Here is a 25,209-nt window from a genome sequence, read left to right on the forward strand (position 1 = left end):
AGGGCGTTGGGGAAACAGTCGGGGAGACTGCGATGGCGCGGAATGTGAAGTCCGGTGTGACCGGCGTGCTGGCCGCTGCAGTACTGGCGGCGTGTGGCGGCGGCGGGGGCAATACAAGGCCTGATCCGCCGCCATTGGCGCCGCCGCCCCCGCCGCCCTCGCCACCGGTGGTGGAGGCGCCGGATCCCGCCTACAGCGCGCACCTGTTCAACACCTCTGCCGGCACTGCGCACGCGGAGGGCCTGACCGGCGCCGGGATCCGCATAGGCATCATCGACAGCGGCGTCAATCGCAACCACCCCGCTTTCGGCAACCGCGTGGTGTCGAACTTCAACTACATCAGCGGCGGCAGCAACAACCTGTCGGTGGACGATGTGGTGGGCCACGGCACGGCGGTGGCGCAGGCGGCGGCGGGCCAGCCCTTCGGCAAGTGGCCCGGAGGCATCGCCCCGGGCGCCGAAATCGTCTCCGCGCGAATCATCAGCGACAATCCGCCCGAAGACGACGGTTCGGGCGAAGGCAACGAGGTTGATGGTCCGCTGGGGCTTGCGGGCATCCACCAGGAGCTGATCAACCGCGGCGTCGATGTCATGAACAATTCCTGGGGTGGCCTGTACTGGACCAACCCCGACGCCACCTCCGGCATCGCTGCCGAATACCGCCCCTTCATCGTCGGGCATGGCGGGCTGGTGGTATTCGCCAGCGGCAACTCCAGCTTCGCCGATCCGTCCAACATGGCCGCGCTGCCGAGCCAGGTGGGGCCGAACGGAAGCACGCCTGCGGCGGACCTGGTCCGGGGCTGGATCACCGTCGGCGCGCTCGACGCCGATGACCCGGGAAAGCTTGCCGACTATTCCAATGCCTGTGGCATCGCCATGGACTACTGCATGGTCGCGCCGGGCACCGTGGTGGTTACCGGGACCGACGACGCGCCCGACAGTCCGGAGTACTGGCAGTGGGCCGGCACGTCGCTGGCCGCGCCGCTGGTCTCGGGTGCGGCGGCGCTGGTGTGGGAAGCGTTCCCGTATTTCGACAACGATGCCGTGCGCCAGACCCTGCTGGGCACCGCGATCGATCTCGGGGCGTCCGGAGTGGACGAGGTCTTCGGCCATGGCAGCCTTGACGTGGGCCAGGCGGTCCGTGGGCCCAAGCGCCTGGACTGGGGTGAGATTGTTGCGGATTTCGACGGTGGCACGTCGACCTGGCGCAACGACCTCTCGGGCGATGGCACCGTGGTCAAGCGGGGCGGCGGCACGCTGGTCCTTGCGGGCAGCGCACACAATCATGGCGGCCTGCGCATTGAAGAGGGCCGGGTGGAGGCCGGCACCGTCTATTCGAACGTACGCGTGGATGCGGATGGATACTTCGGCGTCACCGGCCTGGTCGGGGGCGACCTGGACAATGCCGGAACGCTGCACGTGCGCGGGCTGTACGGCGGAAGCGAGCCCGATTACGTGGCGGTGGGTGGCAACTACCTGCATCGCGACGGCGCAAGGTTCGCGATCGACCTGGGGCAGCACCTCAATGTCGGTGGCCGTGCCGACATCGAGGGGGGCGATGTACACGTTGCAGGCGTGAAGGCGGGTTACACCACCACGAGCCGCGAACTGCTGATGTTCGCCCTGGAAGGAGTCAGCGGCGAGTTCGACGACTTGACCTGGGCCGATGGTGTGTTCCTGGAGGGCAGTCTTGATTACGACCTGCAGGAGGTCTGGCTGGACATCACGCGGCTGGACGTCGCCGCCACTGCCGCGGCCTTCGGCCGGATCACGCCGGCGGCGATGGCGTCCGCCAGGCGCGTCGAGCAGGCCTTCCAGGTCATCGACCAGCGGCATGGCGGCGGCGATGGCGCGGTCGCCGAGGGCTTCATCCGGGTTGCGGGCCAGCTGCAGCGCATCGATACCCAGGCGGCTGCGGCGGGGGCGCTGTCAAGCCTGTCGGGCGAACTGCATGCGGCTTCGGTCGCGATGACGCTGGATACGATCGACATGGGCCGGCGCGCGCTGTCGGCACGCTTCGGGGACTTCGACGGTGGCGTCCACGGCGCCGGTGCGTGGAAGCGCGCGCTGGGCGGTGGCGGCCGGGTGGGCTTCGCCGGCAACGGCTTCGCGCTGGACGGCTGGGTGATCGGCCGCGACAGCGAGCTCGGCAATGGCCACGTGGCCGGCTTCTCCTTTGGCGAGGTGCGCGCCCATGGCCGCGTCGCCGGCCTTGGCGATCGCTCGCACGATCGCCAGACTTCGGGCACGGCCTATGTCGGCCGGGTGCTGGGCGATGCCTGGCTGGTCGGCCAGGCCGGCGGCGGCCGTTTCCAGCGCGATATCGAGCGCCGGCTGTTTGGCGGTGACCGGACTTCGGGGGTCTCCAGCCGATATTCGGGGGATTACACGATGGCCAGCGTGGAGGCCGGCTACCGGTTCCACGCCGGCGGCTTCGCGCTGTCGCCCTACCTGGGTGCCGAGCACGTGCGCCTGCGCAGCGACGGCTTCAACGAGGGCGGCGCCGAAGGCTTCGGCCTGCGTACCGAGGCCTGGAGTGCCGAACGCAGCCAGGTTATCGCCGGCCTGCGCCTGCAGCGCGAGTGGAACGGCCTGGAACTGCAGGGCTACGGCGAATGGCAGCAGACCCTGGCGACGAGCGGCTTCGACGTGGAAGCAAGCTTCGTAGGCCTGGACGCATGGGCCCCGCTGGCCGGGCGCTCGCCGGCACGCTCGGGCGGCGTGGTGGGCCTGGGCGTGCAGTCGTGGCTGGGACGGAGCGCAACGTTGGGCTTCGGTTACGACCAGCGCTTCGGGCCTCGCGGCCAGGACCGCATGCTCTCGCTTCGCTACGTGCAGGGGTTCTGAGGGAGCCCTGCAGGAGCGGAACTGGAACCCTGTGGGAGCGAAGCCTCCCCGCTCAGCTGCGGCCTTCGAAGAGCTCCCGGCCGATCAGCATCCGGCGGATCTCGTTGGTGCCGGCGCCGATGGCGTACAGCTTGGCATCGCGCAGGATGCGGCCGGTCGGGTATTCGTTGATGTAACCGTTTCCACCCAGGGCCTGGATGCCTTCCAGCGCCACTTGTACCGCGGCTTCGGAGGCGTGCAGCAGGCAGCTGGCCGGGTCGATGCGCGAGCGGTGGCCGGCGTCGTAGTCGCGGGCGACCTGGTAGGCATAAGCGCGGCTGGACTGCAGCGCGGTGTACATGTCGGCGATCTTGGCCTGCATGATGCCGAAGGTGCCGATGGCCACGTCGAACTGCTTGCGCTCGCGCACGTAGGGCAGGGCGGCATCAAGCGCGGCCTGCATCAGGCCGATCGGCCCGCCGCTGAGCACCAGGCGCTCGGTGTCCAGGCCGGACATCAGCACCTTGACGCCCTGGTTGACCTCGCCCAGCACGTTTTCGGCCGGTATTTCGCAGTTTTCGAACACCAGCTCGCAGGTGTTGGAACCGCGCATGCCCAGCTTGTCCAGCTTCTGCGCAGTGCTGAAGCCCTTCATGCCCTTTTCGACGATGAAGGCGGTCATGCCGCGGCTGCCGGCCTCCTTGCCCGCGGTGCGCATGTAGACGATCAGCACATCGGCCTCGGGGCCGTTGGTGATCCACATCTTGTTGCCGTTGGCGATCCAGGCGCCGTCGCGCAGCTCGGCGCGGCAGGCCATCGAGCCGACCACGTCGGAGCCGGCGCCCGGCTCGCTCATCGCCAGCGCGCCCTTCCACTCGCCGCTGCACAGCTTCGGCAGGTACTTCGCGCGCTGCGCTTCGCTGCCGTTGTGGTGCAGGTTGTTGACGCACAGGTTCGAGTGCGCGCCGTAGCTCAGGCCGATCGAGCCCGAGGCGCGCGAGATCTCCTCCATCGCCACCAGATGGGCCAGGTAGCCCATTTCGCTGCCGCCGTATTCGCCCGGCACGGTCAGGCCCAGCAGGCCCATCTCGCCGAGCTTCGGCCACAGCTCCTGCGGGAAGGCGTTGTCGTGGTCGACCTTCTCCGCAATCGGGGCGATTTCCGCCTCGGCGAAGCGGCGCACGGCGTCGCGCAGTGCGTCAAGTTCCTCACCCAGCGGGAAGGTGCGCATGTCGGTCACTCCATATGTTGCGACCGGCGCGTCCTGCGCACGGCGCGGTGTGCTGAAACAACGACGGGGCACCAGGCCCCGTCGTCTTGTCTAAACCGCAGCTGCTTACGCGCCGCCGCGGATGCGGCCGTGGAAGCGCGGCGTGGTGCGACCCATCGGCAGCTTGAGCTTGCCCATGACATCGATGCGCTCTTCGGCCATGCGGTCGGCGGCCTTGTAGGTCGGGATGCCGTCGCGCTTGGCGATCTCGAAGATGCGCGACACGTTGTGATAGATCGAACGCATCTGGCGCATCGCGCGCTCGCGGTTGTAGCCGGTCATTTCCAGCGCCACGTTCATCACGCCGCCCGCGTTCACCGCGTAGTCCGGCGCGTACAGGATGCCGCGCTTCTCGACTTCGTCGCCGATCGCGTTGTTGGCCAGCTGGTTGTTGGCCGAGCCGCAGATGATCTTGGCCTTCAGGCGCGGCAGGGTCTCTTCGTTGACGGTGCCGCCCAGCGCGCAGGGCGAGTACACATCGGCGTCGACGTCGTAGATCTCGTCCAGGCCCACGGCCTCGCAGCCGTATTCGTTCACGGCCTTGTCGACCAGCGCCTGGTTGATGTCGGTGACGAAGATCTTCGCGCCGCGCTCCTTGAGCAGCTTCACGTACTCCATGCCGACGTGGCCGAGGCCCTGCACGGCGTGGCTGTACTTGCCGACTTCCTCGTCGCCGAACTTCGCGTTCAGCGCGGCCATCAGGCCCTGCAGCGTGCCGTAGGCGGTGAACGGCGAGGGATCGCCCGAACCACCGTGCACCTGGTGCACGCCGGTGACGAACTCGGTCTCGCGGTACACGTATTCCATGTCGTTGACGTCGATGCCGACGTCTTCGGCGGTGATGTAGCGCCCGCCCAGCGACTGCACGGCCTGGCCGAAGGCGCGGAACAGCGCTTCGGACTTGTCGGTGGCCGGGTTGCCGATGATCACGGCCTTGCCGCCGCCGATATCGAGGCCGGCGACCGCGTTCTTGTAGGTCATGCCGCGCGACAGGCGCAGCACGTCGTTGAGCGCGTCGGCCTCGGTCTTGTAGGGCCACATGCGGGTGCCGCCCAGCGCCGGCCCGAGCACGGTGTTGTGGATCGCGATGATGGCCTTCAGGCCCGCGTCCTTGTTGTGGCAGAACACGACCTGCTCGTGGCCGTAGGTATCGAGGTGCTCGAAGATCATTCCGGACTCCGCAGCCGGCGCGCGCTGCCGCGCTGGACGCGGGCGACTGCCGGTGGTTAGGGGTAAATGGCTGGTTTTCCAGTCGCCGGGCCGCAGGACACACAGGCAGGGGGCGACAGGCGCGGCATTCTACGCCGCCGCCGCCGCATTTGCCCGCGCCACGGCGGCGGAATCGGATGCCGCGGTGCAGCATCCGGGCACGGCCGGGGTTGACGGTGGGGTTGGGATTTCAATCGCAGCTATAGCTGCGACTCCACCGGCAGCCAGCGAAACACCGTGGCCTGGATCCGCCGCCAGCGGCTGGCCTCGGGTTCGTTGCGCAGCAGCCGTGGCTCCGGCCCGGCGGCATCCAGCCAATACAGATCGCCCGCGTCGTCCAGGCCCACCTTCCAGCTCAGCCCCGGTCCGGCCAGGTGCAGGTATTCCGCACGCAGCGCGGCCGCCAGGCCGGGGTCGTCGAAAAACACGCCCATCTCGGTATTCAGGTAGGCCGAGCGCGGGTCGAGGTTGTACGAGCCGATGAAGCCCCGGCTGCCATCGACCAGGAACGCCTTGGTGTGCAGGCTGGCGCCGCTGCTGCCCGCGGGCCCGGTGCGCGGGCGCACGTTGACGGCGCCGTCGCCGTCGCTGCCGTCGCTGCCGTCGCCGCGGGCATCGCCGCCTCCACCGGGGCCGGCCACCGCGTCCGGGCGCAGCTCGTACAGGTGTACGCCGCCGGCCAGCAGCCGCTTGCGATAGCCGGAATAACCTCCGTGCACGGCGGCCACGTCGTTGGCGGCCAGCGAATTGGTGACCACGCCCACGTGCATGCCGCCGGCCGCCAGTCCGGTCAGGAGGTCGGCGGTGTCGTCGCCGGGCACGAAATAGGGCGAGACCAGCAGCGCCGCCTCGCGCGTGTCGCGCAGCGCCGCGTCGACCAGGTCGACCAGCCAGCCCGAGGTGTCGTCGCCCCGGCGCTTGACCGGCGGATCGGACACGATGTGGATGCGGTCGCTCCAGAACGGCGACAGCGCCTGGCCCAGGTAGGCGCGGACGCTGGGCGAGGCCTCCACGCGCTGCAGGTAGCGCTGCGCCTCCGCGGTGCGGGCCTCGGTACCGATCAGGCCGAGCATGTCGCGGATGTCCTGCATGCCCAGCCGGCCGAGGTCCGACAGCGGCACCACCGCCTCGCTGTTCCAGAACCCGTCGAAGATCCGGCTCGCCTGCGCCACCTCCGGCCCGAACAGCAGCAGGTCGAGGTCGTGGAAGTTGCTGGCCGCCGATGCGCTGAAATATTCCAGGCCGATATTGCGCCCGCCCACGATCGCCACCCGGCCATCGGCAATCCAGGCCTTGTTGTGCATGCGGTGGTTGAGGCTGAAGCCGCGCTGCAGCAGCTCCAGCAGGCGCGCGATGCCATCGCGGTTGCGGAAGGGGTTGTACAGCCGCACCTCGATGTTGGGGTGCCCGTCCAGCACCAGCAGCGGCGTGTCCTTGCCGCCGGCGTTGATGTCGTCCAGGAGCAGGCGCACGCGCACGCCGCGCTCGGCGGCAAGCCAGGCCTCGCGCGCCAGCAGGCGGCCGGTGAGGTCGTCGTGCCAGATGTAGTACTGCAGGTCCAGGCTGCGCCCGGCCTGGCGCGCCGACATCGCGCGCGCGGCAAAGGCGTCGATGCCGTCGATGAGCATCAGCGCGCCGGTCTCGCCCGGGTTGCGCGCCAGCAGCGGCACCAGCTCGCGGTCGAGCGCGGTGTGGTCGGCCGCCAGCGGAAGCGCGTATGAAGGCGCGCCCGTGTTGGGCGGGGTCAGGTGATCGGCCAGCAGCAGGCCGCTGCCGACCAGCGCCAGCGCCGAGAACGCGCCCCACAGCACGATGCGCCGCGCGCGGCTGATCATCCGTTGACCTCCTGCATGCCCGTAATCCCCCGTGGATGCCGTCGGCCTGCCGCCCTATTGTAGGAGCAGCTATATAGCTGCTCCTACTGGGGGAGTGGCCCTCGGGGGCCTGGGGGCGCGTTGTTTTCGGGAACCGATGGAGGATCTACAGCATGGCTGCGACCAATACCGACACCGCAACCAAGGCCGCGACCAAGGCCGCGCCCCGCGCTCCGCCGCCGCCGGCGATCGCCGGCTTCGACACCGGCACCCGCCGGCTGTTCGACGCCCGGCCGGACACCGCGGACTTCCGCGACCGCATGTTCGAGCCGACCCTGGTCGACGTGCCGACCGCCGCGCCGCTGGACGACTTCATCGCCCAGGGGGTGCCGGTGCTCGACCAGGGCGACGACGGCGCCTGCACCGCCTTCGGCCTGGCCACCGTCGCCCACGCGCTGCTGCGCCGCCGCCGCCCCCAGGCCGATCCCGGCATCGTCAGCACCCGCATGTTCTATGACATGGCCCGCCGCTACGACGAATGGGAGGGCGAAGGCTATTCCGGCTCCAGCTGCCGCGGCGCGATGAAGGCCTGGCACCGCCATGGTGTCTGCGCCGAAGACCTCTGGCCCTGGACCCCGGGCCTGCACGTCGAGCCGTATACCGACGAACGCGCGCGCGACGCCCTGCGCAACCCGCTGGGCGCCTATGCGCGCGTCAACCACCGCGACCTGGTCGCGATGCACGCCGCCTTCGCCGAGACCGGCGTGCTGTACGCATCGGCCGCCGTGCACGAAGGCTGGCACGCGCCGCCCGACAGCGGCCGCATCGCGTGGGCGCGGCAGCCGGTGGTGGGCTGGCACGCGTTCGCCGTGGTCGGCTACGACCGCAGCGGCTTCTGGATCCAGAATTCCTGGGGCACCGGCTGGGGCCACGCCGGCTACGGCCACGTCAGCTACGACGAGTGGCTGGAGCGCGGCAGCGACGTCTGGGTGGCGCGGCTGGCGGTGCCGGTAGAGCTCGACCGCGCGAGTTCCGCCGCGGTCAGCAACTCGCCGCTGGGCCGGCAGTCGGTGGGTTATTCCCAGCCCGACCTGCGCCCGCACATCATCAGCCTGGGCAACAACGGCGCGCTGCGCTGCGAGGGCCGCTTCGCCTGCACCCAGGACGACGTGCGCAACATCGTGCGCCGCGACATGCGCGCGGCCACCGCCGGCTGGAAGAAGAAGCGCGTGCTGCTGTACGCCCACGGCGGCCTGGTGCCCGAGGACGCCGCCATCCAGCGCGTGGCCGATTACCGCGAAGCCATGCTGCGCGAGGAGATCTACCCGCTGTGCTTCGTCTGGAAGACCGATCTCTGGACCACGCTCGGCAACATCCTGAAAGACGCCGCGCGCCCGCGCAGCGAAGGCCTGTTCGACACGGCCCGCGACCTGCTGCTCGACCGCCTCGACGACACCATCGAGCCGCTGGCGCGCGCCATCGGCGGCAAGGCGGTGTGGGACGAGATGAAGGAGAACGCGCTGCTGGCCACCACCGCCGTGCGCCTGCAGGCCGGCGGCGGCACCATCGAGCACGGTGGCGCGGCGCAGGTCGCGCGCCTGCTCGACGAATGGCGGCGCGAAGATCCCTCGGTGGAGATCCACGTCGCAGCCCACAGCGCCGGCAGCATCCTGATGGCGCCGCTGGTGCAGCTGTTCACGCGCCCCGGCCAGGTCATCGGTGGCCCCGCGCGCGGCATGCTCGGCATGGGCGGGCGGTTGGCCAGCCTCACCCTGTGGGCGCCGGCGGTCGACATGGACACCTTCATCCAGGCCTATGTCCCGGCGATCTCATCACGCGCGGTGGCGCGGGCGTCGCTCTTCACCCTCACCGACAGCGCCGAGCAGGACGACCACTGCCTGCGCATCTACAACAAGTCGCTGCTGTACCTGGTGGCGCGCGCGTTCGAGAAGCAGCCGCGCAGCTGGATCGACAGCCGCCTGCGCCAGGGCACGCCGATCGCCGGCATGGCGCGCTTCATCGAGGCCGCGACACCCGCCGACCAGGCCTGGGGCCACGAGCGCGTGGGGGACCTGATCGCGCGCGGGCGGCTGGCGTGGGTGCAGGCGCCGAACGACCGGCCGCTGGGGGATGCCGGTGCATCGCGCGCCACCACGCACGGCGGTTTCGATGATGACCCGGCGACGGTGCAGGCCTTGATCGCGTTCATCCTCGGCCGGGCGGCGGGGGGTGCGGATGTGGGCGTGAAGCGCACGGCGGGTGCGCTGGAAGGGCATCGCAATCGGGTGCTGGAGGGGTCGGTGGAGGTGGGTTCGTAGGCGGGGCGGGGTTGGGTGCAGTCAGGGGCGCTCTGGCCGGCGCCGGCGGCTACCGAGCGTCGGGCGCGTCCTGCGCCCGCGCTGTCGCGGCTTTGCCCAGCGGCATCGCGTAGACACGGTCGTGCTCGTCGTGGGCGATCGCCGGCAGGTGCAGGTCAGCGCCCATGGCCTGGGCAAGCTCATTGAGCGTGTCGCCGGCCAGCGCCTGCCCCAGCGCGATCACATCGCGGGAGAAGCGTGCGTAGCCGCTGTCGGCCGGGTGCGTGCCCTTGGCTTCGCGGCTGCGGATCTGCCGCACCGCGACCAGGCGTTGCTCCGGCACCACCACGATGTACTGGCCCAGGTAGCCATTGGCCTCGTACGCCACCACCGGGCCCAGGGTCTCGTCGAACAGGTCCGCCCGCTTCAGGTCGCGCGCGGCGATACCGGGCATGTAGCGATCGGCGTAGTCGTCCCCAAGCGCGGCCTGCAGGGCGTCAGTCACGCTGCCGAAGATGCGGCCGTCGAGCGTTTCCAGGGCCGTGATGAGTCCGGCATCCACGCCTTTCGCGGCCATGCGATCGGCGGCGTCGTCGCGCAGGGTGACGCGCTCCCATTCCGGCAGGCGCCACCACAACAGGCCCACGCGCTGGGAGTGGGCGGACGGTGCGAACAGGTCGTCCACGAATCCTTCCGGCAGCAGTCGCGTGCCATCGGCAAGTCGGCCGCCATCGAGCAGCAGCTGGCCGAGCCTCGCCGCATCGCGCGCGCTCAGGGGCAGGCCGGCCATGGCATGCGGGTTGCCTGCGTCGTCGCGATGCCACTCACCGGCCTGCATGCCCAGCGGCGCGAACAGGCGCGATCCCAGGTACTGGTCCATCGGCTGCCCGGAAGCGCGGTGGATCACCCCGGCAAACAGGTTGGTGGCCTTGTTGTTGTAGGCGAACGCCTCGCCTGGCGCGGTGGTGAGCTCGGCAGCGAGCGCAAGCTGCACCACGTCCGGCGCGGGATAGATCTCGGCGCCGGCGTTGGGGCTGTTCTGCAGGCCCGAGGTGTGGTCGAGCAGCATGCGCACGGTGATGTCGGCCTTGCGGCCCTGGCGCCACTCCGGATACCAGGTGGACACCGGCGCATCGAGCGAGTCCAGATGGCCATCGGCCAGCAGCAGGCCGATGCCCAGCGCCACCACCGACTTGGTGGCCGACATCAGCTCGATCGGCCCGCGCTTGCCTTCGCCGTACTGCTCGAGCAGGACGTCGCCATCGCGCATCACCAGCAGCGCATCGCTGTGGCTGTCGCGCCCGGCGCGTTCGATGGCGGCGAGCGCCTCGGTGGCTTCCACGGACAGGGGCTCGGGCGGGGCGGCGGACGCCGGAAAGGCGGCCGTGACGAGCGCGCCGGCTACGGCAAGGGAGCGCAGGAGCGACGTGAGGGTCATCGGCATGTTCCGGACGGGAGCAGGCGCCACTCTAGGCAGGCGGGGCAGGCCGTTTCCCGGGCCGATCGTCACGCGGAAGCGCCTGCAGGGGCGCGGGTTACAATCGAATGAATCCGTTTTCGCCCCTGGAACTGCCTCATGAGCGTCCCCGCCAGCCACCCGATCGCCACCGCCCGCGCCGAAGCCGCACCGCTGCGCTTTGTCACCGCCGCCAGCCTGTTCGACGGCCACGACGCCGCGATCAACATCATGCGGCGCCTGATCCAGTCCCAGGGCGCGGAGGTCATCCACCTTGGCCACAACCGCTCGGTGGAAGACGTGGTGCGCGCTGCGCTGCAGGAGGATGCCGACGCCATCGCGCTGTCCAGCTACCAGGGCGGGCACGTCGAGTACATGAAGTACATGGTCGACATGCTGCGCGAGCACGGCGCCGGCCACATCCGCGTGGTCGCCGGCGGCGGCGGCACCATCACCCCGGAAGAGATCCGCGAGCTGCAGGACTACGGCGTCGAGCGCATCTATCACCCCAACGACGGCATGAAGCTGGGCCTGGTGGAGATGATCGAGGACGTGGTGGCGCGCGTCACCGCCGCCCGCGAGCAGCGCGGGCAGGCGCACCTGCCACCGGTAAGCGACGTTGTCGCCCGCATCGGCCCGTCGCACGCGGACCCGGACCAGGTCGCCATCGGCCATGCGCTGTCGGCGATCGAGGCCGGCACCTACAGCGAGTCCGAATTGACCGCCCTGCGCAAGCAGTGGGACGTCGGCACGCACGCGCCGGTGATCGGCATCACCGGCACCGGCGGCGCCGGCAAGTCGTCGGTGACGGATGAACTGCTGAACCGGTTCCTGGCCAGTTTCCCCGAGCTGCGCATCGCCGTGGTCTCGGTGGACCCGACCCGCCGCCGCACCGGCGGCGCGCTGCTCGGCGACCGCATCCGCATGAACTCCTTGCGGTCCCATCGCGTGTACATGCGCTCGATGGCCACGCGCCGCCAGAACGTGGCCACCAACGCCGTGCTCAAGGACTGCATCGCCTACCTGAGGGGCCTGGGCTTTGGCCTGGTGATCGTGGAGACCGCCGGCATCGGCCAGTCGGACTCGGAGATCGTCGACATGGTCGACTTCCCGATGTACGTCATGACCTCGGACTACGGCGCCGCCAGCCAGCTCGAGAAGATCGACATGATCGACTTCGCCGAGCTGATCGTGCTCAACAAGTACGACAAGCGCGGCGCCGAAGACGCCCTGCGCGACATCCGCAAGCAGTGGAAGCGCAACCGCGTCGCGTTCAAGACCGCCGACGAGGACGTCCCGGTCTATCCCACCATCGCCAGCCAATTCAACGACCCCGGCATCAGCTGGATGTTCGCCAACCTGTGCCGCCTTCTGCGCGAGAAGCTGTCGCTGCCGGCCGAACGCTGGACCCCGAACCTCGACACAACGCTGAAAGAGCCGCGCGCCACCGTGCTGATTCCCGGCGCCCGCGTGCGCTACCTGGCCGAAATCGCCGAGCAGGGCAGGGCCATCAACGCCAGCATCGAGAAGCAGGCCGAGGCTGCGGACCGCGCGCAGGCGTTCTGGCAGTCGCTGCACGAGCTCGGCGATGAGAGGCTGCCGAACGCGCTGGACCTTTACGCCGCCGCCGACGTGGCGCCCGAAGGCGCGAGTGACCGCAGCCTCCTGACGCTCCGCCAGCGCTACAACGACGCGCTGCAGTCGCTCACGCCGGATTCGTTGAACCTGCTGCGCGCCTGGCCGCAGCGGCTGAAGTCGATCACCGACGAGGTCACCGAATACGAAGTGCGCGGCAAAGCGATCCGCGTCGAGAATTACCGCGAGTCCCTGAGCCACCAGAAGATCCCCAAGATCGCCGCGCCCACCTACAAGAGCTGGGGCGAGCTGCTGACCTTCCTGGGCAAGGAGAACCTGCCCGGCAGCTACCCCTACACCGGCGGCGTCTACCCGTACCGCCGCGTTGGCGAGGACCCGATCCGCATGTTCGCCGGCGAAGGCACGCCCGAGCGCACCAACCGTCGCTTCCATTACCTCTCCGTCGGCCAGCCCGCCGCGCGCCTGTCCACCGCCTTCGACTCGGTCACGCTGTACGGCGAAGACCCCGCGCCGCGCCCGGACATCTACGGCAAGATCGGCAACTCCGGCGTCAACGTGCCCACGCTCGACGACATGAAGAAGCTGTATTCCGGCTTCGACCTGTGCGCGCCGACCACCAGCGTGTCGATGACCATCAACGGCCCCGCGCCGATGATCCTGGCGATGTTCATGAACTGCGCCGTCGACCAGCAGGTGGAGAAGCATCTGAAGGCCGACCCCGCGCGCTGGGCCGCCGCCGAACAGAAGCTCGCAAAGGTGTTTGAAGGCAAGGAGCGCCCGCGCTACCACGGCGAACTGCCGCCCACCAACGACGGCCTCGGCCTGGGCTTGCTGGGCGTCACCGGCAACGAGATGGTGGATGCCGAAACCTACGCCCGCATCAAGGCCGAAACGCTCAAGACCGTGCGCGGCACCGTGCAGGCCGACATCCTGAAAGAGGACCAGGCGCAGAACACCTGCATCTTCAGCACCGAGTTCGCCCTGCGCATGATGGGCGACATCCAGCAGTACTTCGTCGACAACGGCGTGCGCAACTTCTACTCGGTGAGCATCAGCGGGTACCACATCGCCGAAGCCGGCGCGAACCCGATCAGCCAGCTCGCCTTTACGCTCAGCAACGGCTTCACCATCGTCGAGTACTACCTGGCGCGCGGCATGAAGATCGACGACTTTGCGCCCAACCTGTCGTTCTTCTTCTCCAACGGCATGGACCCCGAGTACACCGTGATCGGCCGCGTGGCCCGCCGCATCTGGGCGCGCGCCATGCGCGAGCGCTATGGCGCCAACGAGCGCAGCCAGATGATGAAGTACCACATCCAGACCAGCGGCCGCAGCCTGCACGCGCAGGAGATCCAGTTCAACGACATCCGCACCACGCTGCAGGCGCTGTACGCGCTGTTCGACAACTGCAACTCCCTGCACACCAACGCCTACGACGAAGCCATCACCACGCCCACCGAAGAGAGCGTGCGCCGCGCCGTGGCCATCCAGATGATCATCAACAAGGAGCTGGGGCTCAACTTCAACGAGAACCCCTGGCAGGGCAGCTTTGCCGTCGACTACCTGACCGGCATGGTGGAAGAGGCCGTGTACAAGGAGTTCGAAGCCATCAGCGAGCGCGGCGGCGTGCTGGGCGCCATGGACACCATGTACCAGCGCGGCAAGATCCAGGAAGAGAGCCTGTACTACGAACACAAGAAGCACGACGGCAGCCTGCCGCTGGTGGGCGTGAACACGTTCCTGCCGAAGGAGCACGCCGGCGAGATCGCCACCGAGATCGAACTGATCCGCAGCACGGAAGAAGAGAAGGGCCAGCAGATCGCCAACGTGGAGCTGTGGCAGCAGGGGCGCAACGCCCTGGCGCCGGCCGGCGAAACGTCACATGCGCATCAGGCGGCGGCGGATGAAGAGCCGGAGGTGGTGCATGACGGCCATGGCCTCGCGTACCTTCAGAACACGGCGCGGGAGAGGCGCAATGTGTTCGAGGCGCTGATGGAAGCGGTGAAGACGCATAGCCTGGGGCAGATCAGCCATGCGCTGTATGACGTGGGTGGGGAGTATCGGCGGAATATGTAGCCCAAAGCGCGGTAGCCACCGCATCAATCCACTAACTAGTACCCTTCCGACGATAGTAGGTTCGACAGAGCGTCGTGCGGTTCCTTGAAGTTCTTCTCAAACACCGCATTCCGGTGATAGTCGAGATAGGACCTTTGTTCGCCGCTGAAACCGCCGCAGCGGCGACCTTTGTTCAGGTCCAGTCCGATGCGCTCAATCACCTCTTTGGGAAGGTGATCTGAACGCACAAGCGCGCCACTGTCCTCGAAGGTGATCCAGCCCCGGTCGAAAAGCAGATCTGCGTGCGGGGTTAGCAGCAGCCCATTGGCACCATCCACACGTTCGTCCCCGCTTGTGCATTTCGACCAGGGCTTGATGTGGCTCGCGCGGAGAAAGCGAAGGTCTGCAACGCCAGTAAGACGGCATCGCTTTTCAACGTCCAAAAGCCGTCGTTTGAAAAGTGATTGCTTCACTCTGATCGCGCTCAGCTGGACGGAGACGGTTGCCGAGAGGTCGATGCCAGTTCGGGATTGCTCCGCCACAACGTCCAGGAATGGGCTGAAATCCGCCTCTACGGGTTTCAGTTTGAAAACGATGGCTTTGCGCGGAGGACCCCGGGTCGCCGGGACGTTGTCTTCCACGTAGGTATGGATGCAACGAAATTCGCCGAGGAATCGGTAGGGCTGTCCTTTCCCGAGGCTCTGGAAGATGAGCAGCCTTTGGTTCTTCTCCACATGCTGACGGATCGCGCGGTTGCCGCGCGTATCCTGCATATCTCCCTCTTGGCCCTCGCCGTAGTAGTGGAGAATGTTCTCGCCCGATTCGTCCTCCCAGTGGTCGCGGTACCCATGTTGGGCGCCCGCCTCGCCGGTGAACAGGATGACAAACGGTGAGTTTGCAGGCGTTGAGATTCCGCCCTGCATCTGCCCGCCAAGGCGGCCATGGATCTCCTGTTGGCGGTTGTAGAGAGCGCCAACTTCATAAGGCAGGTCTAAGAGCGGTTGAAGCCGTTGCATGGCGCTGCGAAGGTCCTACTGCTGATTTGAATCGGTAGGTGTTTCGCGCAGGGGGCGCTGGGCATGGCAAATGCCGCCTTGCGCTTCGTGCTCGCGCGTCTGCTTGTGGTTGATCCACCAATACCCCATGGCGCTCCCCTTTTGCCGCCGCGCCAGGGTACACCGATCGGCGGATAGAAAAAGGCCCGGGGCCGAGCCCCGGGTCGCACGTTCTGCGACCGCACCTGCCCAAGCTTGCCCGTTCTGACAAAGGGGATGGAAATGAGCGGTGTCATCGGGACAGCGAGTTTCAGCATCTTCGAATACATGTACCGCGACGCCGGCAACTTCAAGACGCACGGACGGCTGCTGCTGGCCGGGGCCAGCGATGAGGCAGAGGCCGCCATCCGCGGCTGCCTGGAATGGGGCGACCAGTTCGTCGCGGAGCAGGTGCGGGTGCCGTCGCTGTGCGGTGAGCACTGGGAGGCGGTGGGCGAGGGGCCGTCGGAGCTCGACCATGCCTTCCATGAGTTCGTTGGGCTGCGGGCGATCCACGCGGGAGAGGCGAAGCCGCCGCCGTGGGGCTCGCTCGAGGTGCTGGTGGCGCGGATGCGCATCGCCGCCGGCCGCTGGGACGCCTCCCTTTCGCCGAACTGTGAGTTGTAGCGGGATTACACGTTGTCCTGTCGCTTTTCCCGCACGCATCCGGGCGGTGCTGCGCATTTCATAAGGCATTGCGTGCCTAGGAGACTGGAGCTTCGCTCAGTGTGGTGGCTTCGTGTGTCACGCGAGGCTTGCCCCGTGTTTAGGCGTCCGTAGCTTCTTCTTCATCTTCTTCTTCTGGTCCGCGCCACCACACATGTCCGTCCTCACGCGATGGGGGCTCGACTTCACGAGTCTCGATGCCCTGGATGTAGCGGTTCCGGCCCGACGCGGCCCAGTCTCCAAGCAGCTTCTCCACCGATTTCCGGCTCTGCGAGGCGATACCGAGGTTCCGGTCGGGCTGCCAGTCCTTCTCGTCGTCTCTGTCGTGTCGATGCGGGGCACCGTAGCTGCAGCGCATGCAGTAATGGCGCACGGTTTCCGTCCAGTCCTCCGTGTACCCGATGCCGGGAGCAGTGGCTTCCAGCAGCGGGCGCAGCTCCTGACTGCTTTCACAGTTGACGAACGCCACGAATGTCTGGAAATCAGACGGGATCAGGCGAGAGAGTTCATTGAACACGGGGACCTGGTGTTGTCCATCGAAACGATGGCCGGTGGTCGCGCCGTCGTGCAATACGATGTCGCCGAAGCGGTGGCCGCTCTCCTGGAGCGGCACGTTCAGCAGCCGCGCGCGCGCCGGGTCGATCCGGCGGGCAAACACGGTTTCTCCGCCGTGCCATGGATTGAGCCGGACCACGGCGATGCCGTAGTCGTCTTCGATGGGCCCTACGCCCTCGGGAACATTGATGCCGCACGCAGCCCAGAGCTTTCGCGCCTCGGGCCAGTCGCCAAGGCCTGTGGCTGCGATCGCTGCGTTCCAGAGCGGCGCTTGGTTCGCCTCATCGGCCAGTTCGATCGAACGCAGGTTGTGCCTGAGCGATATCGCCCAATCCAGCATGTACTTGTGTGCGAGCCCGCGCATGTAGTGGTAGTGGACGTCGCTGGGCTCAAGCTGCAGCAGGGCGTCGAAGTCGCGCGATGCGTCGACCAGCGCTCCGCGGTCCATCGCCGCGTAGGCGCGCTCGTGCAGCGCCTTGAAGTCATCATCCGTCATGCTATCGCCGCGTACGCGCCACTGAGGGCATTGGTGTTCTTCATCGACATCGTCCACTCCCCTGATCCTGCGGGAAGGATACCGCCCTTCGATGGGGCGTCCGCTGGCGGCACTGTCCGCCTGTCCGTAGCGCGGCCACTTTCCGTCCGCCGGCACGTTGTCCAAGCCGAGCGCTGCTGCCCCCACGCCGCACCGATGCCAACATCATCGTCGGCACCTGGAACATCCAGAAGTTCGGCGGCTTCCATCCCGACTGGTCGGAGAACCCCGACAGCCCCAAGCGCAACTTGCGGGCGCTGGCCCTCATCGCCGAGGTGGTCCGCTGCTTCGACGTGATCGCGCTGCAGGAGGTGCTGCGCGACACCACCGCGCTGCACCATCTGATGACGCACTTCCTCGGGCCGCACTGGGCGGTGCTGCTCACCGACGTCCCCGCCGACCGCCTGCCCGAGCTGCGGCGCATCGCCCGCTTCACCGCGCAGGAGAAGCCAGGTCTCACCGCGCATCAGCGACCACCTGCCGCTGTGGGTGGAGTTCGCGACCGACCGCAGCGAGGAGGGCATGGCGCGGGTGCTGGGGGTGGATATCGATGGGCCGGAGCCGTTTGGAGGTGTGGCGGATTGAGGGCCTACTCGCGCTCCAACCGCGCAAGCACCTCCGCCGCATGGAACACCCGGTTCCTGCGCTGTGTCGGTTCCCTCAGGATCTTCCGTTCCACCAGCTGGTTGATGGCGCGGCTGGCTGCCACGAACGAGATGCCGTGCGCATCGGCCACCTTGTTGACGGTGACGACCGGGTGGCCCAGCAGGTACGTGGGCAACCGGTGCGCGGTGGCATCGGCTCGCAGCCCGCTGAGTCGGCCCGCCCAGTCTGCCCGGATCAATTCGAGGTCGTTGGCGATCGTGATCGCGCTGTCGCAGGACTCGAGCACGGCGCGGCCGAGCAGCCTCAGCCAAGGCGTCCAGTCCCAGCGCAGCTGGATGTCCGCCAGGGCATCGTAGTACGCGCGCCTGTGTCGCAGCAGGGTGCCGGACAGGTACAGCGGCGGGTATCCCTCGGCTGCCAGCATGACCGGCATGAGCAGGCGCCCGGTGCGGCCGTTGCCGTCGGCAAAGGGGTGGATGGTCTCGAACTGTGCGTGCGCGATGGCGATCTGCGCCACCGGCGACAGGGTCCACTGTTCATCCTCCCGGGGTGCGTACTGGAGCATCGAGGCTTCAAGCTCTTCCATGCACGCGGTGATTCGCGAGGGCGGTGCGGGAACGAACGTGGCGTTCTCGATCCGCCCGCTGCCGATCCATGCCTGGATGTCCCGGAACTGGCCGGGACGCACGGCTGCGGGCGCGTCCTGCATCAAGGTGCGGTGCATCGCCCGCACCAGGTCCAGATCCAGCGCCTGGCGGGCGCCGGCCCGGCGGACGGCGCCGAGGCCGAGATCCAGTGCCTGTACGTAGCGTTCCGTCACCGTGGTGTCGGCGGGCAGCCCGTCGCTGGAGTGCGTGGCCTCGTACTCGAACAGCTCCTGCAGCTGCGTGCGCGTGCCTTCGATCTGGGAGCTCTGCACCGCTTCGCGACGGGCCAGGGTGCGCGTGATCATGTCCACGTTGGGCAGGTGGCGGACGGTGGCCTTCAGCCGTTCCAGCGCCAGCATCGCTTCTGAAAGCTCCCGACCGACCGCGGCCCCCTCGGGCAACCGGCGCGGGGTGGGCGGGGCGACCAGCGCGTGGCAGTGCGGAAGGTCGTCGCACTTGACCAGGTGGGGATGCAGCTTTGGGGCGAAGTCGGATCTGCGCATGAGGGTGGGCCAATGTTTAATAGGCCAAGGCGTTATTAAACTATATGCGGGCATCGTTCAACAACGATACCGCTTGTTCAACCTTGTGAGGCGCATTCCGGCTCTGATCAATCTGTCCGACCACCAGTCGCTTCAATGAACTTCCCGGCCAGGGATTCCGCTGATACCCGCAGCAGCGACGCATTGACCTCCATCGCAAACCGACCGGTGTCCGGATGGCCGCGGGACAGGACAACGCCCTGCTTTGCGAGACGTTCGCGGAAGAGGTCCGGCGTGATACCTGTCGCTGTCATGAAGAAGCGGCTGGTGCCCTGTGGGAGCTTTTCGAACGAGAACCGGCTGTCGTCCTGCAGCAGTGCGATCAGCCGGTCAGCGACCTGCCAGGACTTCGCGTAGTCCTCCACGTAGCCGTCGACGAACCGCAATGCCACCGCGGCCGCAGGCCAAGCATGCGGCAGGGCGCCGCCGAACATGCGCCGCTGGTGGTGCAAGCCGTCGATGAACCCGGCATCCCCTGCGAGGATCGCGCCGGAGGCGGCGTTGAAGTGCTTCCACAGCGAGACGTACACGGTGTCGAACAGCGCGCTGTACTCGTGGAGACTCTTGCCCGAGTGGAGTGGCAGGTTGAACATCCGCGCCCCGTCCAGGTGCAGGCGGATGCCGCGCTCGCGGGCGAGGCTGCTGACGCGGCGGAGTTCATCGAAGTCGGCCATTTCGTGATGGCGCCGACGCACCGGCGACTCGATAGCGATGACGCCGACGCGGGTCTCGACCCGACCGGTATCGGAGCGCGCCAGCCAGCGCTCCACTTCCTCGATGGGAAGGGTGCTGCCTCCTTCGGCCAGGGGCACGAGGTTCAGCCCGCTCAGGGTCTGCGCGCAGTCGCCGCTGTCGTTGTAGAAGTGGCTTTCCGCCTGCACGAGCACGCGACGATCGTCCCCGGCGAGCTTGCGCACCGCGAGGTGGTTCGCCAGCGTTCCGGTGGGCAGGTAGATCGCGTCTTCCTTGCTGAGCAGCCGGGCGAACTTGCGCTCCAGTTCACGGATGACGCCGCCTTGGGAGTAGTAGTCGGGTTTGAAGCCGTCCTCCGCCACGACCTCGCCCAACAGTGCTGCGTACTCGGCGGGGCTGAGCCCAAGCCCGTCGGACGCGAAGTTCACGCGCTTGAACAATGTCGCGGTGGCGCTTGCCGTGGCGGGTGTGCCGAGTGCGGCCAACATCGGCGACGCGGCGGCAGCTCCACTCACGCCAAGGAAGCGGCGACGATCCATGTGTAGTCCTCAGGGCAGGGCGTGGCGGCAGCGACGCCTCCCATGAAGCATAGCCAACGCCGTGGTCACCTCACCGGCAACGTTGCCGTGTTCTCGCGTGATTCAAACGGGCCACGGCGCAGCGCTATCTGATGACGCCGGCAGCATCGACTTCGCCGGGAGCCGTTTGCGGGGGTGTTGGATTGAAGGCGCGCCCGGGCGTCGCGCATCAGGCATGCTTCGGGACGCTTTCACTACCCCCAAGGCAAGGTCATGTCCGAAGGCATCCTGGTGTTCTACGGCTCCTACCGCAGCGACCGCATGGGCATCCGCCTGGCTCACTACTGCGTGCGCACGCTGCAGGCGCGCGGCATCGACGCCGAGCTGATCGACGCCAAGGCGGTGGGTCTGCCGATGCTCGACCGCATGTACAAGGAGTATCCGAAGGGCCAGGCGCCGGAGGCGATGGAGGCGCTGGCCGGCAAGATCCGCGGCGCCGACGGCTTCGTGTTCGTCACCGGTGAGTACAACTGGGGCATGCAGCCGGGCCTGAAGAACCTGACCGATCATTTCCTGGAGGAGTGGTTCTGGCGTCCCGCCGGCGTGGTCAGCTATTCGGCGGGGCGTCTGGCCGGTGCGCGCGCGAACGTCGCCTGGCACGGCACCTTGTCGGAAATGGGCATGGTGGTGATCTCAAGCACCGTGGAAGTCGGACCGATTGCAAAGACCCTGGACGATCAAGGGCAACCAGTCGATGCGGCCGGCAAGTCGCTTGAAAGGAGCTTTGCCCGCTTCGCGGATGACCTGGCGTGGTGGACCGAGGCCGCGCGGCTGCAGAGGGAGCGCAGGGCGACACCTTATTGAGCAGGAAACCACGGTGCCGGACATCACTGGCGTGACTTGGAGCGCGCGGGAGATTCCGACTCTGCTGGCCCTCTCATTGGCACGTTGCCTGCTTCCCGCTAAGGGAAGACCGGGGGGGAAGCATGGACATCGGGCTGAAGCGCGTCAAAGCGCGCCGCAAGGATGCTCTGGCAGGGGAAGCCTGGGAGCGGATCGAACAGCTGTTGGCGGACTATTACCGCGGCCAGGGCTACGCGGTCGATCACTGCGGCACGGGGGCGCGGCGCACGCGCTTCGACGGTGGGGTGGACCTCCGGCTGCGCCGGGACACGGACATCATCGTTGTCCAGTGCAAGCATTGGAACGCGTACAAGGTGCCGCACAACGAGGTCCACCAGCTGCTCGGCATCATGGTGAACGAGCAGGCCACTGGCGCGATCCTGGTGACCAGTGGCGAATTCACAAAGGCCGCCATCGAGGCAGCAAGTCGCCACGGTCACGTCCAGCTGATCGACGGCGACGACTTGCGCGAGATGTTGGGGCCGCTTTACGGAGATGGCCGAGGCGCGCCCGGACAGGAACGGGGGCAGCTCGATGGATGGCGGGCTTCGCCCGCCACATTTGGTTCCTACGCCGCCGAGCGGTTGATCTCGGCCGCCGAGGATCGCGTCCGGCACGGCGGAAAGGGACGTGGAAGGTCAATTGTTGCCGCCAGTGCATGGGCGGGGCTGGGGGCGATCCTGATCAAATTCGTTCTGGCATTGGCGCTCATCTACTTCGGGACCATGTATCTGCAGCGGGCGGTTCGGAACATGGCGCCGGCGTCGCACGCTGCCACAAGCCGCTCTGCACCGCAGGAGTCAGCTCCGCCAAGGGCGGACAGGCAAAGGATGCAGCAGCGGGAGGCGCAAGCGGCGATTGTTCATCAGCCGGCTCCGCGGGATGTTCAAGAGTGGCGTCGGCGGAATGCCGAGTCCATGGAGATACTTGGCGAAACCACGCCCGAGCTGCCGGTGGATCCGCGGCGGCGTGTGCATGGCACGCCATAGCGACGTGATTGATTTTGTTGCTTCTGCCTCTACGCGGGCTCTTTCAATTCTCAATGGGGAAAATCATGCGATATCTTGCTATTGCCACCGTGACGACGGCCGCGCTTGCCCTGTCTGCCTGTGCGACATACCAGCCGGGCGACGCCAGTCGTTCCGATCACCTGAAGCGTTTCGAGCCCGTGGCCGGCAAGACCAGCCTGTACGTGTGCCGCGAGTCGGCGCTGCTGGTAGCGCGCGGCGTGAAGACTGTGGTGTTTGTCAACAACACCCCGATCGGCACCTTGAAGACGAACAGCTTCGTGCATGCCGAGCTCGAGCCGGGACAGCAGGGCGTGCTCCTGCGTCATGACGGAATGAGCTCGGGCAGCGGCGGCTTCATGACCATCAACACCGAGCCGGGCGAAGTCCGCTACTTGTGGGTCGGGGTGACAGGCAACGGCTGGGGCGTTTTGACCGTCGACGACTTCGACAGCCTTGATGAGGCGCAGAAGTGCGTGCGCGATGCCGAGTATTCGGTCCTCGGGCAGGAGCCGGATGACGATTGATTGCCCGAGCTAGCCCGGCGCGGAGTGTAAGGAGGCCGGAGCGTCATTAAGCTATATGCCGGCATCGATCCAGTGTGTTGGTGTCGGAAGCCGGAAACGGGATCCGGGTCATGCTTGTCATCGATATTTCATGCGTTGTGCACGGTTCGCGCCATTGGCGCTGGATTAGGGTGGGGGCTCCCAACCAAGCAAGGAGAGTGCGATGAACAAGTGGACCCTTTCTGCGGCGGTCGTCCTGATGGCCGCCGGCTACAGCGCGGACGCGATGGCTGCGCGGCACTACATCCAGGTGATCGGCGAGTCCTACGGTCGCAGCGCCGAAGAGGCGGTCGACAACGCGTGGCGCGACGCCGACAGGAAGTGCTACCTGAGCTGGGGCCAGTCCGACCAGGACATCACCGTCCTCGATGAATGGATCGACCCGGCGACCGGCTATCCGCATGCCCGGGTCTCGCTGGGCTGCACGCAGGACGACTGACCGTCACCGGGGAGGGCGGGCATCGGCCCGCCTTGCCCCCGCGCCTGCACCCGGCCTCACCGCGAGATTTCGAACACCGCCGACACCCCGTTCCCCGACTGGAGAATAGCCCAGCCCGCCCCCCGGTCGGTTCCGGCTGTAGCCTGCGGGCGGTTAACATCGCCTGCATGGATGCTACCCAGATCGTCGAACTGTTCGACCAGCAGGCGCCGGGCTACGACCAGCAGTGGTCGCGCACCGCCGCCATCCGCGACTGCCTCTACTTCCTGCTCGATCCCATGCTCGCCGGGCTGCCTGCCGATGCACGGGTGCTGTGCGTGGGCGTGGGCACGGGCGTGGAAATGGCGCACCTGGCGCGGGCGTTCCCGAAGTGGACCTTTACCGCGCTGGAGCCATCGGGTCGGATGCTCGAGGCCTGCCGTGCGCGCGCCGCGGAGGAAGGGTTTGCCGATCGCTGCCACTTCCACGAAGGCTTCGTCGACTCGCTGCCGGCCGGGGCGGACTACGACGCCGCCACCTGTTTCCTGGTGTCGCAGTTCCTTGTCGACCGCGTGCAGCGCGTGCGCTTCTTCGCCGACATCGCCGCCCGCCTGCGCACCGGCGGCCTGCTGGCGAGTTCGGACCTCGCCTCCGACGTGGCTTCGCCCGCTTACGGGGTGCTGCTGCCGGCCTGGCTGCGGATGATGTCCGCGGCGGAGGTGCCGGCAGAGGCCATCGAACGCGCCCGCGTCGCCTACACCCGGGACGTGGCGGTCCTGCCGCCGGCGGAGGTGGCATCCATCATCGCTTCCGGCGGCTTCGACACGCCGGTCCAGTTCTTCCAGGCCGGGCTGATCCATGCCTGGGTCTCGCGGCGCGGCGCGGTCGCCTGATCGCTGCTTCTGCTTCGCCAGCCAACCCGGCGAGGCTTGAGTCGATATGCCGGCCCACTGATTGCAGACGCTGGGAAGCGGCTATCTGTGGGCGATTCGCTGTAGGTCTTGGCGCGAATCAGTGAAATCAGGGGCGCCGGCCCTGCGGTATCGTCCCGTGACCATCCCGGAGAAACCCATGCCAAGAGTGCTGCTGTTCTTGCTGATACTGCTGACTGGTGGCGCGGCCGCGTCAGGCCCCGTCTTCGACGTACACGTGCACCTTCGCAATGGCGAAGCGTCGCTCCAAGAATACCTGGCGGGCGTCGAGGCGTCCGGACTGGAGCTGGCCGGCCTCGGTGCGATGTGGTTCGGCGGACCCCACCAGGCCCGCCAGGGCGATCTCGACGCGATCCGCGCCGGCAACGACAGCGTCATCGCACTGGCCAAGGCGCATGCGCAGGTGGTGCCCATCGCCACCGTCCATCCCTACGACGAAGCCGCGGCGATCGCCGAGCTGGAGCGCGTCGCCGCCGCAGGCGTACGGGTGCTGAAGCTGCACGCGCACACGCAGGACTTCGACGTCTCCGATCCCAGGGTTGAGACGTTGGTACGGCGGGCCGGGGAGCTGGACATGGTCGTGCTGACGGACAACGCCAACATCCTGCCCGGCGACAGCGAAAAGCTGTTCAACCTGGTGCTGCGGGTCTCGGGCACGAAGTTCATCCTCGCCCACATCGGCGGGATGAACTTCCGCTACTGGAACATCGTGGCGCTGGCGCGGACCGCCGACGGGTTCGCGATGGACAACCTGTATTTCGACATCTCCGGGCCGGTGCTGCTGGCGCCGGGCTCGCCGATCGAGGACGAGTTCGTCTGGACCCTGCGCAACGTGGGCATCGACCACGTGCTGCTGGGCTCCGACTATCCGCAGATGGGCCTGGGCGCGGCGGTGGATGCGCTGGAGCGGCTGGATCTGACCAGCGCGGAGAAGGAGCAGGTTCGTCACGGCAACGCGGCCCGCCTGTTCGGGCTGTGAACCGCAACCTGCCATCGACGCCGCCGCCGGCGACGTCCTCCACTGTCAGTAGGCAACTCCAGGTCCGAAAACGGCCAGCGCATGGG

The 25,209-nt window shown here is 67.6% G+C and carries 19 protein-coding genes; 10 read left to right on the plus strand and 9 right to left on the minus strand.

The window, feature by feature from the left end:
- Positions 1-32: 32 nt before the first annotated feature.
- Positions 33-2,846, plus strand: coding sequence for a S8 family serine peptidase (locus ACW7G5_RS07815; RefSeq protein WP_457003333.1), 2,814 nt, complete (start codon positions 33-35; stop codon positions 2,844-2,846).
- Positions 2,847-2,898: 52 nt separating this feature from the next.
- On the opposite strand, the gene ACW7G5_RS07820 is transcribed toward ACW7G5_RS07815, so the two are convergent.
- The 3 genes from ACW7G5_RS07820 to ACW7G5_RS07830 all read right to left on the minus strand — a co-directional run bounded on the left by ACW7G5_RS07820 (position 2,899) and on the right by ACW7G5_RS07830 (position 7,139).
- Complete coding sequence (locus ACW7G5_RS07820) at positions 2,899-4,056, minus strand: isovaleryl-CoA dehydrogenase (protein WP_457003335.1); 1,158 nt, start codon at positions 4,054-4,056, stop codon at positions 2,899-2,901.
- A 105-nt stretch (positions 4,057-4,161) separates the two neighbouring features.
- Positions 4,162-5,265: a Glu/Leu/Phe/Val dehydrogenase dimerization domain-containing protein gene (locus tag ACW7G5_RS07825; RefSeq protein WP_457003337.1), complete on the minus strand. Its 1,104-nt coding sequence runs from the start codon at positions 5,263-5,265 to the stop codon at positions 4,162-4,164.
- A 239-nt stretch (positions 5,266-5,504) separates the two neighbouring features.
- Positions 5,505-7,139 carry a phospholipase D family protein gene (locus tag ACW7G5_RS07830; RefSeq protein WP_457003339.1) on the minus strand — a complete coding sequence of 545 codons (1,635 nt, stop codon included), beginning with the start codon at positions 7,137-7,139 and terminating at the stop codon, positions 5,505-5,507.
- A gap of 152 nt (positions 7,140-7,291) precedes the next feature.
- On the opposite strand from ACW7G5_RS07830, the gene ACW7G5_RS07835 reads away from it, so the two are divergent.
- On the plus strand, positions 7,292-9,436 hold the full coding sequence (locus ACW7G5_RS07835) for a C1 family peptidase (protein WP_457003340.1): 2,145 nt from the start codon (positions 7,292-7,294) through the stop codon (positions 9,434-9,436).
- A gap of 49 nt (positions 9,437-9,485) precedes the next feature.
- Here the strand turns inward: ACW7G5_RS07835 and ACW7G5_RS07840 are convergent, their stop codons facing one another.
- Entirely contained in the window at positions 9,486-10,853 is a 1,368-nt protein-coding gene (locus ACW7G5_RS07840; RefSeq protein ID WP_457003342.1) for a serine hydrolase domain-containing protein, read from the minus strand.
- A 138-nt stretch (positions 10,854-10,991) separates the two neighbouring features.
- Between ACW7G5_RS07840 and ACW7G5_RS07845 the strand changes: the two genes are divergently transcribed.
- Positions 10,992-14,543: a methylmalonyl-CoA mutase family protein gene (locus tag ACW7G5_RS07845; RefSeq protein WP_457003343.1), complete on the plus strand. Its 3,552-nt coding sequence runs from the start codon at positions 10,992-10,994 to the stop codon at positions 14,541-14,543.
- A gap of 35 nt (positions 14,544-14,578) precedes the next feature.
- On the opposite strand, the gene ACW7G5_RS07850 is transcribed toward ACW7G5_RS07845, so the two are convergent.
- Positions 14,579-15,538, minus strand: coding sequence for an HNH endonuclease (locus tag ACW7G5_RS07850; RefSeq protein ID WP_457003345.1), 960 nt, complete (start codon positions 15,536-15,538; stop codon positions 14,579-14,581).
- A 261-nt stretch (positions 15,539-15,799) separates the two neighbouring features.
- Here ACW7G5_RS07850 and ACW7G5_RS07855 point away from each other — a divergent pair, with 261 nt between their 5' ends.
- Positions 15,800-16,183, plus strand: a complete 384-nt coding sequence (locus ACW7G5_RS07855) for a hypothetical protein (RefSeq protein WP_457003351.1) — start codon at positions 15,800-15,802, stop codon at positions 16,181-16,183.
- A 139-nt stretch (positions 16,184-16,322) separates the two neighbouring features.
- Here the strand turns inward: ACW7G5_RS07855 and ACW7G5_RS07860 are convergent, their stop codons facing one another.
- From ACW7G5_RS07860 to ACW7G5_RS07875, 4 genes are all read right to left on the minus strand, one after another.
- A complete protein-coding gene (locus tag ACW7G5_RS07860; RefSeq protein ID WP_457003353.1) occupies positions 16,323-17,330 on the minus strand; it encodes a tetratricopeptide repeat protein in 1,008 nt (335 codons plus the stop codon).
- Positions 17,270-17,836, minus strand: coding sequence for a hypothetical protein (locus ACW7G5_RS07865; RefSeq protein ID WP_457003355.1), 567 nt, complete (start codon positions 17,834-17,836; stop codon positions 17,270-17,272). Before ACW7G5_RS07865 ends, ACW7G5_RS07860 begins: the two co-directional genes overlap by 61 nt.
- A 65-nt stretch (positions 17,837-17,901) precedes the next feature.
- Positions 17,902-19,068, minus strand: coding sequence for a Fic family protein (locus ACW7G5_RS07870; protein ID WP_457003357.1), 1,167 nt, complete (start codon positions 19,066-19,068; stop codon positions 17,902-17,904).
- A gap of 107 nt (positions 19,069-19,175) precedes the next feature.
- Positions 19,176-20,339, minus strand: coding sequence for a threonine aldolase family protein (locus tag ACW7G5_RS07875; protein ID WP_457003359.1), 1,164 nt, complete (start codon positions 20,337-20,339; stop codon positions 19,176-19,178).
- 252 nt (positions 20,340-20,591) lie between these two features.
- On the opposite strand from ACW7G5_RS07875, the gene ACW7G5_RS07880 reads away from it, so the two are divergent.
- The 6 genes from ACW7G5_RS07880 to ACW7G5_RS07905 all read left to right on the plus strand — a co-directional run bounded on the left by ACW7G5_RS07880 (position 20,592) and on the right by ACW7G5_RS07905 (position 25,123).
- Positions 20,592-21,182: an NADPH-dependent FMN reductase gene (locus tag ACW7G5_RS07880; RefSeq protein ID WP_457003361.1), complete on the plus strand. Its 591-nt coding sequence runs from the start codon at positions 20,592-20,594 to the stop codon at positions 21,180-21,182.
- Positions 21,183-21,304: 122 nt separating this feature from the next.
- Positions 21,305-22,210 carry a restriction endonuclease gene (locus ACW7G5_RS07885; RefSeq protein WP_457003363.1) on the plus strand — a complete coding sequence of 302 codons (906 nt, stop codon included), beginning with the start codon at positions 21,305-21,307 and terminating at the stop codon, positions 22,208-22,210.
- A gap of 53 nt (positions 22,211-22,263) precedes the next feature.
- Entirely contained in the window at positions 22,264-22,755 is a 492-nt protein-coding gene (locus tag ACW7G5_RS07890; RefSeq protein WP_457003365.1) for a hypothetical protein, read from the plus strand.
- Positions 22,756-22,957: 202 nt separating this feature from the next.
- Positions 22,958-23,233, plus strand: coding sequence for a hypothetical protein (locus ACW7G5_RS07895; protein ID WP_457003366.1), 276 nt, complete (start codon positions 22,958-22,960; stop codon positions 23,231-23,233).
- Positions 23,234-23,400: 167 nt separating this feature from the next.
- A complete protein-coding gene (locus ACW7G5_RS07900; protein ID WP_457003368.1) occupies positions 23,401-24,105 on the plus strand; it encodes a class I SAM-dependent methyltransferase in 705 nt (234 codons plus the stop codon).
- 178 nt (positions 24,106-24,283) lie between these two features.
- Positions 24,284-25,123 (plus strand): amidohydrolase family protein, encoded by an 840-nt coding sequence (locus ACW7G5_RS07905; protein ID WP_457003370.1) that lies wholly within the window; start codon positions 24,284-24,286, stop codon positions 25,121-25,123.
- The last annotated feature ends 86 nt before the right edge of the window (positions 25,124-25,209 follow it).

The sequence above is a fragment of the Luteimonas sp. A501 genome, assembly GCF_054052085.1.